At 36.8% G+C, this 11741-nt stretch carries 10 protein-coding genes and 2 pseudogenes; 8 read left to right on the top strand and 4 right to left on the bottom strand.

Annotation, left to right across the window (positions count from 1 at the left end; translation table 11 throughout):
• Positions 1-105 precede the first annotated feature (105 nt).
• From F7731_RS00195 to F7731_RS00185, 3 genes and pseudogenes are all read left to right on the top strand, one after another.
• Positions 106-957, top strand: coding sequence for a gamma-glutamylcyclotransferase family protein (locus F7731_RS00195; RefSeq protein ID WP_151532760.1), 852 nt, complete (start codon positions 106-108; stop codon positions 955-957).
• Positions 958-1111: 154 nt separating this feature from the next.
• Positions 1112-1846 carry a sulfite exporter TauE/SafE family protein gene (locus tag F7731_RS00190; protein ID WP_151532759.1) on the top strand — a complete coding sequence of 245 codons (735 nt, stop codon included), beginning with the start codon at positions 1112-1114 and terminating at the stop codon, positions 1844-1846.
• A gap of 88 nt (positions 1847-1934) precedes the next feature.
• Positions 1935-2339: pseudogene (locus tag F7731_RS00185) on the top strand ((deoxy)nucleoside triphosphate pyrophosphohydrolase).
• Positions 2340-2431: 92 nt separating this feature from the next.
• Here F7731_RS00185 and F7731_RS00180 read toward each other — a convergent pair.
• Positions 2432-3214, bottom strand: coding sequence for a formate/nitrite transporter family protein (locus F7731_RS00180; RefSeq protein ID WP_151532758.1), 783 nt, complete (start codon positions 3212-3214; stop codon positions 2432-2434).
• Positions 3215-3514: 300 nt separating this feature from the next.
• A complete protein-coding gene (locus F7731_RS00175) occupies positions 3515-4285 on the bottom strand; it encodes a S1C family serine protease (RefSeq protein WP_151532757.1) in 771 nt (256 codons plus the stop codon).
• Between the two features lie 190 nt (positions 4286-4475).
• On the opposite strand from F7731_RS00175, the gene F7731_RS00170 reads away from it, so the two are divergent.
• The 4 genes and pseudogenes from F7731_RS00170 to F7731_RS00155 form a co-directional block, all read left to right on the top strand.
• Positions 4476-5714, top strand: coding sequence for an ATP-binding protein (locus F7731_RS00170; protein WP_151532756.1), 1239 nt, complete (start codon positions 4476-4478; stop codon positions 5712-5714).
• 247 nt (positions 5715-5961) lie between these two features.
• Positions 5962-6744, top strand: coding sequence for an enoyl-CoA hydratase/isomerase family protein (locus F7731_RS00165; protein ID WP_246197098.1), 783 nt, complete (start codon positions 5962-5964; stop codon positions 6742-6744).
• A gap of 368 nt (positions 6745-7112) precedes the next feature.
• Positions 7113-7697, top strand: coding sequence for a TetR/AcrR family transcriptional regulator (locus F7731_RS00160; protein WP_151532755.1), 585 nt, complete (start codon positions 7113-7115; stop codon positions 7695-7697).
• A 23-nt stretch (positions 7698-7720) separates the two neighbouring features.
• Positions 7721-8242: pseudogene (locus F7731_RS00155) on the top strand (3-hydroxyacyl-CoA dehydrogenase family protein); the annotation flags it as partial.
• Between the two features lie 138 nt (positions 8243-8380).
• Here F7731_RS00155 and F7731_RS00150 read toward each other — a convergent pair.
• A complete protein-coding gene (locus tag F7731_RS00150) occupies positions 8381-9172 on the bottom strand; it encodes a metal-dependent hydrolase (protein ID WP_151532753.1) in 792 nt (263 codons plus the stop codon).
• 287 nt (positions 9173-9459) lie between these two features.
• Between F7731_RS00150 and F7731_RS00145 the strand changes: the two genes are divergently transcribed.
• A complete protein-coding gene (locus F7731_RS00145; RefSeq protein WP_151532752.1) occupies positions 9460-9963 on the top strand; it encodes a hypothetical protein in 504 nt (167 codons plus the stop codon).
• Between the two features lie 482 nt (positions 9964-10445).
• On the opposite strand, the gene F7731_RS00140 is transcribed toward F7731_RS00145, so the two are convergent.
• Positions 10446-11681 (bottom strand): Zn-dependent hydrolase, encoded by a 1236-nt coding sequence (locus tag F7731_RS00140; protein ID WP_151532751.1) that lies wholly within the window; start codon positions 11679-11681, stop codon positions 10446-10448.
• Positions 11682-11741 lie beyond the last annotated feature (60 nt).

Below are 11741 nucleotides of genomic sequence, written 5' to 3'. Positions count from 1 at the left end.
TCTCAATTTGAAAGCATAATATCTATATAGAGACCCGATTTAAGGTGGGTGTTTCCTGGTAAACACCCTATTATAAAATGGGTAAAACGAGGAGGAGTAGTTACCATGTCTCGAAAACATATAGTATTTGTATATGGAACGTTGAGAAGAAATGAAAGGAATCATCATTTATTAGACGAAGCTACAATAATAGCAGAACAGGCCTGGACGACAGGTTCCTTATTTGATACAGGCAACGGGTATCCAGCAATGCTCCAAAATAAAGAAGGTCGTGTGTATGGTGAACTATATAAAATAAATGACAAACAAATGGGAGATTTAGATCATTTAGAGGGATATTTTGGAAAAGGGCAAGACAATCTATATGAAAGAATCACACAAAAAATTTTCACGGATCAAGGTGAGTATGAGGCAAATGTATATGTTATGGATATAGTAGAGAAGAATAACATAAAAATTCGCCGCGGCGATTGGAAAGTGTATCGTTCTATAACTAATGCTGAAACAATTCCTTATTTTGCCTATGGAAGTTGCATGGATGATGCTCGTTTTAAAGAAAAAAGCGTGAATCATTTTTTTCAAATTAAAATGGGTCGAGGTTTATTGGATGGTTATTCCTTGCGCTTTACTAGAAAAGTACATGATGGTGGACGAGCGGATGTTGTCGAAGAAGGAGGAGTCGTAGAAGGGATCGTATATAAAATTTCGAAAGATGCCATTCCTTATCTATATAGCAGGGAAGGGGTTAACTCCGATTGCTACCGGCCAGCGATTGTTCAAATAAAAATGGAGAATGATATTTTCATAGATGCTTTGACCTTTATAGTTGTAAACAAAGAAGAAGAAGTGGCACCTCCAGCACACTATTTAGAAGAAATTATTCGGGGCGGTACAGGGGTATTGAGCAGTGAATATATGAAAAAATTGATAGAAAGATTTCCTAGTATCGTTCAATAATAATTTTCAAGTTTATAAGAGGTCCATATTTAGAAAAGGACCTTTTATAATTTCATTCTGACCATAAGCAAAACTTATTGATTTTTATAAATAAGATTAAATTTATTTATCGAAAAATGGACAGTATACTTGAATTAGAAGGAGGTGGTAATTGGTGGAATATGTAATTCTTTTTCTAATTGGAATTTGTGCAACGACATTGGGTACGCTAGCTGGAGGTGGAGGGTTAATCAGTTTGCCAGCAATGCTGATAATGGGGATTCCTGTTCATTCGGCCATTGGGTCAAATAAAGTATCGAATACCGTTAGTTCGTTTTCAAGCTTTTTCTATCTTCTTAAAAAGAAGGAAATCTCCCTAAGGGAATCATATTGGATCATTCCCGTTAGTATTTGTGGGGGAATTAGCGGGGGCTTCATTGCGTCACGGATTTCAGAAGGAAAAATGTATATCGTTGCGATCATCCTCCTATTGTTTGCATTTATCGTTTCATTTATTGGAAAAGGGAATTTTACTGGGGAGGAACCTTTAAAAATTAACAAAATTAGTGTGCCGGGACTATACGGTATTGGTATCTATGATGGATTATTTGGTCCAGGTCAAGGAACATTGATGCTTTATTTGTTTGGCTATTTAAATATCGCTTATATCCGCGCCGTTGGATTGGTCCGCCTTGCTACCTTTTCAAGCTGTTTTGGGGCCGCGATTACCTATATCGCCACTGGTAAAGTGATCTGGCCAGTAACGCTCGCGCTGCTGCTTGGATCTTTTACAGGTGCGCAAGTTGGCGTCCGGATTGCTCAAAAACTAAAACCGCAATATGTCAAACCGATTTTAAGAGTGGTCACAGCCGCACTTATTGTCCAAATCTTTGTCGAGAATGTATTTTAATACGCGATAGTGTGCTTTCTATTGCTCCCTGACCTAAATATATTATAAATTAAGACACATAGCAGTGTTTTGTAAGGGGGGAGCTATCATGAAAAAGGATATTTATGTTGTCGGGGCTGTGATTATTGAAAAAGGGAAGGTATTATGTGCCCAAAGAGGAGCGAATAAGATTTTACCGTATAAATGGGAGTTTCCCGGCGGTAAGATAGAAAAAGGTGAGTCACCACAAGATGCGCTGCAGAGGGAAATTAAGGAAGAAATGCACTGCAAAGTAGAAATTGGCGAACCAATCGATCATACCGTTTATGATTAAGATTTCGGAACCGTTCATTTATCGACCTTCACCTGTAAGCTGATAGACGCCGAGCCACGACTTACTGAACATAAGGCAATCAAATGGCTAGAGCCAAATGAGCTTAGCTCTTTAGATTGGGCACCAGCAGATATTCCAACGGTGGAAAAATTATCGGAAATGAGTATTATTAAAAATTAGACCCAACAACGACACAATCTAAACCTGCTACTTAGGGTATGCACATGATTGCGCTGCTTGAAAAAGGCAGCGCATTGATTTTGATTCGAACATTATTCCCTTTTTTCATTTCCTGAATAGGCAAGCCAATAGAAACTTCCCACGAAAACGGCTCCGCCAATGGTATTCCCAAGGAAAACGGCAAAAAAGTTTTCTAAATACATGAACCAGCTGAAGGATCCTGCAAAGATGGCGGCGGGAATGATAAACATATTGGCAACAACGTGCTGAAAGCCGATAGCGACAAACGCCATGATTGGAAACCAGATGCCAAAGATTTTTCCTGCTGTGTCTTTTGCTGCGTAGGCCAGCCAGACTGCGAGACATACGAGCCAATTGGCGCCAATCCCGGAGATCAGTGCCATAAGGAAAGGTTCATTAATTTTACTTTCCGCTACTGCAATAGTCTGTGATAGATACGGTTCAATCTCAGTTAAACCAAGCTGGTGGCCAAACAGATAGGCAACGAAAACAGCGCCAATAAAGTTGCTGACGGTAATGATTGTCCAATTTTTCGCAATTTGCCAGGTTGTTATTTTGCCCGCGAGTCTGGCGGTTGTCACGGCCATGATGTTTCCGGTAACGAGTTCACCGCCAGCAAGGAGTACGAGTATCAATCCAAGTGGAAACAGCGCAGCTCCTATAAACTCTGGAATCGAGCCCCAGCTTTGTAGTGGAAGGTGAGCTGTAATCCTTACATATAAGAGAAAACCGAATGATATATACGCTCCTGCTAAAAATCCCAGAATCAAGGTACTGAAGAACGGCAAATTCACCTTATTTACACCTGAATCTCTGGCAATGATAACTATTTTTTCTGGCGGGTAGAATGCCATAATGTGTGATCACCTCGTTTTGAAAAAGGGTTTTCCTTTATTAATTTGGGCAGACTTGTCCGATTTAGAAGTTTGTAAGAGACACTGTTAAGATTAATATATGACTGGTTTCATAAATATAGACTTTGTTGGGGGTAAGTAAGAACCGTGTAAGGGTAGGAAAATAAGTGGAAATGAAATCCTTGGAGATTATCCTTTTGGACTTTTTGATTGCCTAATCTAACGGATAAAAATTAGAGATGATCTCTAAATCTGTCCGATAGAATAGTTCTATCGGACAAAAAAAGAGGGACACTGGAATTAATATCTCTCAGGTAATTTCTCCAGCACCTTCTCTACTGGAATGGCAAGTCCTGTTTGATCTTTCCTAGATAGTGCAAACACAACTCCAATTACATTTCCTTCTAAATTAATGACAGGGCTTCCGCTGTTACCTTTATATATCGGCGCTGAGAGTAGAAGAAGTCCATTCTTATCTGATCCTTCAAGTATTTCCCCATCCATCGCAATTTGATTGTGTAAAAGAGGGTTGCCGATTACATAGATTTGATCAAATGCAGTCCATGAATTAGGTTGACTTAAGGAAAGCGCGGGAAGGTTTTTAGCTTTTATCTCTAAAAAAGCAAGATCGGTATCGGGGTACGATTGTAAAATTTCTGCTTGAAAAATTTCTCCGTTAGGGAATGTCACCGTTATTGGATTCATCTTATCGACAACATGGTGATTTGTAATAATTAACCCATTTTCAGATATATTAAATCCAGTTCCTCTTGAGTTTTGGTCGTGAACGGTAACAACTGCTTCTTTATATGCCTGAATGTCTTCCTGTTGCGATAGCTCAGCTGATTTTTGTAAAAATTTGATCGATGATAGATTAAAGACTTGCGGCCAAATTTGCAGCAAACTTACTAATAATGCAATCGACACACCGAGTGTAATCGTTCTTTTTACAACTAAATTTCGCCTTTTTGCCTTTTCTCGTAACCATTCATCCTCTTCATTCGGCAAGAAATCCTCTAATGGTGGTTCTTCGAATTGATCTTCGTTTTCACTTTTATCATAAGGATTCATTTTTAAAATCCTCTCATTATGTATTATTGGTATTACTTTAGAAGCCTTTATAAATCTACTATACAATCGCCAAACCTATTTTGCTATTAAAAAGGTAATTACATTTGGATTATAAAAACAAAGTAATCATTTCATGTTAAATTTGCTATAATAGACATGATTTTCCTGCAATCTAGAAAGGAGCTTCTTCTTGATAGAATCTTTACTCATAAATTTCTTTTTTCTTCTTTTACCTGTATTAATTTTTCTAATATTTTTTGAATACCGGTCCTTTACATATAACAAGTTTATCATTTTCCTATTAACAGCCATTTCCATGATCCTTTGTATGGAGTTTCCGATCCAGCTAGAAATTGGCTATATTGTGGATTTGCGTTATATACCTTTCCTGATATTCGCTCTTTATACGGGTTACAGATATACGTTTTTTCTCTATATCACCTTAAATGTCACTAGATTCTTTATTGGGAATGAAGGTTTCTGGCAATCCCTTCTTTTCTCAACAATCATTTTGTTTGTTGTCCCATTATTGCATCAATGGTTTATTAGGCAATTTCCAAAGAGAAGAATTTTGTGCGCAATCATAGTAGCTGTTTCGACAATGATCTTTTATCTTACTTCGCTCATTGCCTTTTTCCCAGAGTTGAATGGGGAATACTGGACGATGGCCATCCATACTTTGATTACACATGCCTTAGTAATGGCTGTCATCACGATATTGATTGAAAAAATAAATGCGAATCGCGAAGCCCGTGAACTACTTTTTCAGTCGGAGAAAATAGATTTGGTAAGTAATATGGCAGCTAGTGTTGCTCATGAAATTAGAAATCCGCTAACGGTAACGAATGGTTTTCTACAGCTCTTGCGTCAATCACAGACGATTACAAAAGACGAACAGAAGTATATTGAGTTTTCATTAATTGAATTAAAACGGGCTGAAGGCATTGTGAGCGACTTTTTAGCTTTTTCCAGGCCGCAATGTGCAAATATGGTCTATTCCAATCTTCAGGCTGAAACAGAGTATGTAAAAAATATCATGACACCATATGCAAATATGCATAAGGTTCAAATGCAATTAAGTTTTCGGAACAACTTGACGCTACAATATGATAAAAATCAAATCCAACAATGTTTCATTAATTTATTTAAAAACGCGATTGAAGCCATGAGAGAAACTGGCGGCACTCTTTCCGTCGATGTGATTGAGGATGTGAAGGCAGTTATTGTAAAAATAAATGATACAGGAATTGGGATGGGTAAGGAAGAAATTGCGCAACTGGGCAGACCTTATTATTCTACAAAAAAAGAAGGCACTGGCCTCGGCATGATGATGGTTTACAGCACAATTAGCAAATTAAATGGAAAAATTAAAGTAGAAAGTGAAAAAGGAAAAGGGACGACTTTTATTATTAACATTCCTGCAGCTTAAAAGCTAAAAAAAGAATAGTGACATTGGGTTTAGTCCCGGTAAGATTATATGCTATACCTGGCCGGGTACTATATCCATTATTCTTTGTGAGTGCAAACCCTATGAATGGGTGTTTTAAAAAACAATTATTTTGTTATTGTAATATGGGAATTTATAGGGACTTTAGTCGAATTAATTATTTGAATATTCCGATTAGCGAATGATATGATTAGATCTATTAGATACTTGAATAGGAGATGATCATAAATTGAAAAAGGTGACATTTGAAACGAATGAAGGGGTAGCCATTGTAACAATTGATAATCCCCCTATGAATGTATTAAGCAGGAAAGTCGTTCAGGAATTAGGTGAGATATTTACAGAAATTTCAGAGGACCCTAATGTGATTACTGTAATAGTAACTGGTGCTGGAAATCGCGCATTTATGGCCGGTGCGGATATTAAGGAATTTCCTTCTTGGCTTGAGAAGTCAGAAGAAGAACTAATGCAGCTAACGATGGAAATTCACCAAACCTTTAATATGATTGAACATTTAAAGAAGCCTACTATTGCTGCTTTAAACGGAATTACTCTCGGAGGGGGCTGTGAATTGGCATTAGCTTTCGATATTCGTATTGCTGAAGAGCAGGTGCAAATTGGGTTACCAGAGGTAAAATTGGGTCTATTTCCTGGAGGAGGAGGGACTCAGCGCTTGCCGAGATTAATTGGTCCAGCGAAAGCAAAGGAATTGATGTTTACAGGTGAACCGATTTCAGCAGCAGAAGCTTTAAAAATTGGTCTTATTAACCAAGTAACTGAAAATGGCAAGGCTTTGGAATCCGCTATTGTGATGGCTAAAAAAATAACCGCCAATTCCCTGCAAGCTCTATCCAGGATTAAAGAGGCTGTGAATAAAGGAATCGACACTTCATTTGATCAGGCTATTGATTTAGAAGCCCAGCTTTTAACAGAAGTATTTCAAACAGAGGATATAAGAGAAGGTGTACAAGCTTTTATTGAGAAGAGAAAGCCATCGTATAAACATAGATAATCAATCATTTCGAGAAAAAGTGGATGAATCTTTTTGATCATCTGCTTTTTTTAACTAATTCTTTCAAGGAATATCTTTTCTTACTGCAGCATATTAAAAAATAGTATTTAATTTTCGAACACAGTTTTAATAATAATACTAATAACCTTTATAAGGAATTATTAATATCGGAAGAATTTTCATTCAATTTTTAAACTTTGTTTAAATGTTAGTTGACTATTTTATAAATGGATATATATAATGAAACTGCAAAAATGATAATATTCTGATATTTAAACCTAGTTTAAAAAGTGAAGCCTCCTTTTTACACAAGAGCACAAAATATATTAATTGCAAAACTAGCTTTATAGATTTAGGAAGGAGCAGTTATGAAGCTATCAGAGAAGAAAGTTTTAAAGAAAAAAGAAGAAATATTAATGTCTGCGGTGAAAATCGTCAACAACAAAGGATACCAGGGTGCCACGATGGAAGAGATTGCAGCAGCCCTATTAATGACAAAAGGTTCTCTATACTACTATTTTAAAAATAAAGAGGATTTAATTTTTCAATGTCATGCGCTTGTATTATCAAAAGCGAATAAAGAATTACTAGCTCATTTGGAAGAACCTATTTCCTTTGAAGAACGATTGCGAAAAATGATAAAAACACATATTCATTATGCTATAGAAAAGAAAGAGTCGTTTAATATGATTATCAAACCGAAGGAAACGTTTTCTAGCGAGCAATTACATCCTATTCTGCAACAGAGAAAAATCTATGCCGGCTATTTTGATCAAATCATTCAAGGAGGAGTTGATGCAAAGGAGTTTGTAAATGTCGATTTGAAAATTGTGCGGATGATTTTGCTTGGTTCGATGAATTGGATTCAGCAATGGTACATGCCGGCTGGAGGAAAATCCAAGGTGGAAATCCAGGAAATCTATGCGGATTATTTGCTTAAACTTCTAAAGTAAAAAGGTATGTGAATTGTCAAGACAAAACGGTGTTTGCGACAAACACTTCGGGTCTTAGCGTTACAGAGCTTGGCGCCGTGACAAATCGAGCTGACCGAGTGATTGGGATGCACTTTTTTAATCCTGTGCCCGTGATGAAACTTGTAGAAATAATCCGCGGGGAAAACACTTCGGATGAAACATATCAATTGATTTCAAGACTAACGAAAGAGATTGAAAAGGAAGGCATTGCTGTATTTGATTCTCCACTATTTGTGGTAAACAGGATATTAGTTCCAATGATCAATGAAGCAATTTTTGTCTTAGGCGAGGGGCTTGCAAGTGCAGAGGACATTGATAAGGGGATGGTCTTGGGAGCAAATCACCCGATTGGCCCATTAGCCTTAGCTGACTTGATCGGCTTGGATACATACTTATTTGTAGCGGAAACATTATTGGCAGAAACAGGCGACAGCAAATATCGTGTCCCACCATTGCTAAAAAAGCTTGTTCGGGCAGGAAATCTGGGCAGAAAAAGTGGGAAGGGATTTTACAGCTATGAGTAGTAGAGATTTCTTATAAAAAATATAATGAATAGAAAAAAAGAATCGAGCTTATTGTTTTGATTCTTATTTCTTGTGCACCCATGCTGGGCGCACAAGAAAAGAGCCTAATCTGTATGTTGACAGTTTAGGCTCATTTTCTCATTCAAATTCCTTCGTAAACTCTCTTTCTTCTCCAAAAGAAAGATCGATTACTTCCGTCTTTGAATAATCCTTTAATAATTCCACTAATTCCTTACCAGTATCCATCATATACCCGACAATTGGAAAATTCTTTGTTAGCTGAGCAAAGGAGTCTAAGTTTGTTGCGGTTTTTTCGGTTGGAAAGTTATGGCTTGGAATAACATATTTCACATTTAATAAATGTTGAACAGCATAGGCAGCCTCTTTCGGTCCCATTGTAAATTGACCCGATGATGAGAGGATGGCGATATCAGGCTGATAGAAATCTTGTATCAGCTTCATATCAAGCATTAGGCCTGTATCTCCAGAGTGGTAAACGGTGTAATCATCCTTAAAGTCAAAAATATAGCCCGCAGCCTCCCCAGCATACACAGGTAATCCCTCTGTTTCACTATATGATGATGTATGCCTAGCCTGAACCATTGTTACATGATCGTCATCCAGCGAAACGCTCCCGCCGATATTTATCGGAAAAACATTTTTCATCCCCTTTTGAAGGAGAATCATCGCTAAATCATATTGGGCTACGATCATGATGTCTGGTTTAATTTGAACTAATTTAGACAAACCGCTCGTATGATCAAAATGGCCGTGAGTCAAAAAAACAGCATCCATAGATTTGTAAAAAGCATCGTTATCTAATTCTGTTGCAAAACCAGGATTCAAATCGAAAAACGGATCAATCAGATAATTTTTTCCTGATCTGCTTTTTAATACATACATAGCATGGCCTAAACGCAATATTTTCATATATAGCCTCCTTGAAAAGCGGATATTATTCTCTATGAATAAACTTATGAGGCTAAAGAGATTTTGATGTATCTTTTGCTACATTCTCCAATAGCTTCCCTTTTAATGGAAAGAAATTTTACCTAGCGGGTTTCGGTTTAACATAATTTAATAATTTCGTAATATCCTTACAATATTAAGTTTCATGAAAAACTTTCACCTCATAAAAAGGGTTATATAGAGTCAGGTAAAAATATATTGAAGGTCAACACGTGTGACACCAATAATGGAAAGAGGGGGATCATGCATTGGCAAGTGTCCAAGCGTTTGGAATCATTCATTTGAAAAATGGATATAGTTTCAGAAAATCTGCTTATCTGCAATGGGGTGAAAATAAAGAATCACTTGGGAGTTTTCTTCTATTAAATCCAGGTAGTGCCAAGCCATATAATAATCAAAACCTCATCGATGGAAATATAGAGAAGGTAGTCATTGATCCTACTATGAAGCAAATGGTGAAATTGGTGGAAAAAGTGTACAACGCAAAAGAATTAGATGGCAGGGCTTACATCTACAATCTATTTTCATTACGGAATGCAAAAAGTAAAGATGCTATTTTAACCTTTGAACAATTGGTGCACAATAAATTAATTGACCCATTTGAAGGAATTCCAACTGTTCTAGAGTTACAGAAACATCCATGGATCTGTTGTGGATGGGGAATTAATAGTGAAAAACGGTTTAAAAATTTGCAATTAGTAAAAGATTCGTGGAAAACAAGAATTCAAGAGTCGGGGACTATAGCTTTTTGAAAATTACATCAAAAAGGAACTGATTACTACCATTTACGGCCACAATTAAAAGTTGACCAGGAAAAATTAATTGATGAATTAATAGATATGTATCGCATGATTAATATACAAGTCTATGAATGTACTCAATGCGGAAAAAAGTTTGTTCAGCGGAAATGGATCTGTCCTAACTGTAAACATACCGAATTTCAATTGAAGGATGTAAGGGGGGAAGGGAAAGTCTTCTCCCATTCAACCATTCAACCATTCATGTTTCCTCTAAAGAGTTTTCTCATTTAACCCCGTACACGGTCGCGTTAATTGATTTGACAGACGGTTTACAACTAACTGGACGTGTGACAGAAAAGGTTGAGATCAATGATGAAGTTTAATGTATTTTAAATCAAGAAAATACCTATGTTTTTACGAAGAAATAAGTGATCTTAAAATCCTCCAAAAGAATATGCATTTTGGAGGATTTTATACATAAGAAATCAAATGTCTTAATTTTTTTTGAATTGAATGGCTAGAACCGTTTCCAAGAGCACATTTACGCCGTTTTCACAATCTTCCCAAGTAGTCAGCTCATCTTCACTATGGCTTTTTCCGTTAATGCTTGGTATAAAAATCATTGCAGAAGGGATATAGCTAGCAATGAATTGAGCATCATGGCCGGCGCCGCTGACCATTCTCTTGTATGGATATCGCAATAATTTAGTAGATTGTTCAAGCAAATCAATGACTTCCTCATCGAACCAAACAGTGTCTCGGCCCCATAACTTTGTAGTTGTAATTTCACAGCCTTCAAGAGGGGCTGATTGTACTGCTTGGATAATTTCCTCTACCTGCTTGATCACTTCTGGATTCTTATGCCTAGCTTCAACAGAAAAGATAACCTTATTAGGAATAACTGTGTGTATATTTGGGGATACATTCATCCTGCCCATTGTATACACTAATTCCTTGTCAAGATTACTTAGTTTTTCACGCAATTTAGTGATTACGTTGTTTGCTTCAAAAAGGGCATCTTTCCTCATATCCATTGGTGTCGTACCTGCATGATCGGATTCTCCTGTTATTTCGATATCATAGCAAACCATTCCTAGTATACACTCAACTACACCAATAGTTAGAGATTCCCGTTCAAGAATGGGTCCTTGTTCAATGTGTAATTCTAAGAAAGCTGTAGCTTCTTTTAAACGATTCTCGATATCGCCTGCATATCCAATCGTATTTAATGCTTCTTCAAATGTAATCCCATCTGTGTCTGTTTTTTTCAGCATAATAGATTTTTCAAATTTACCTGAAAGAACGCCAGATGCCATCATGGAAGGCTCGAATCTAGCACCCTCCTCATTTGTAAAATTAACAACCATAACTGGAATTCGAGGTTTAATATTGTTCTCCACTAAAGTTCGTACCACTTCTATACCTGCTGCTACACCTAAAATACCATCAAAGCGGCCGCCTTTTTTAACTGTATCCATATGTGAGCCTAATACGATAGGCGGCTTGCTTTCAATTCCTTCTAAAGTAGCGTAAATATTACCCATATCATCAATCTTAAAAGACATTCCTAATTCTTTACAGCATGAACAAAAGTAATCTCTAACTAAACGATCCTCCTCGGATAAAGACAGGCGGGTTACTCCATTGTTTTTAGTTCGGCCAAAATTCGCAAATTCCTCAAGAGTATTTTTTAACTTTTTGCCATTAATCAAAAGTTTTTGTTTGTTCATATTGCGCACCCCTTGATAAATATTTTATAGAATTTAGCATTATGTATATTAAATAATCAT

The sequence above is a fragment of the Cytobacillus depressus genome, from assembly GCF_008923245.1.
GTDB classification, from domain to species: Bacteria; Bacillota; Bacilli; order Bacillales; family Cytobacillaceae; genus Cytobacillus; species Cytobacillus depressus.
The sequence above is the reverse complement of the archived record's forward strand: the minus strand, read 5'-3'. Positions and strand labels throughout refer to the sequence as shown.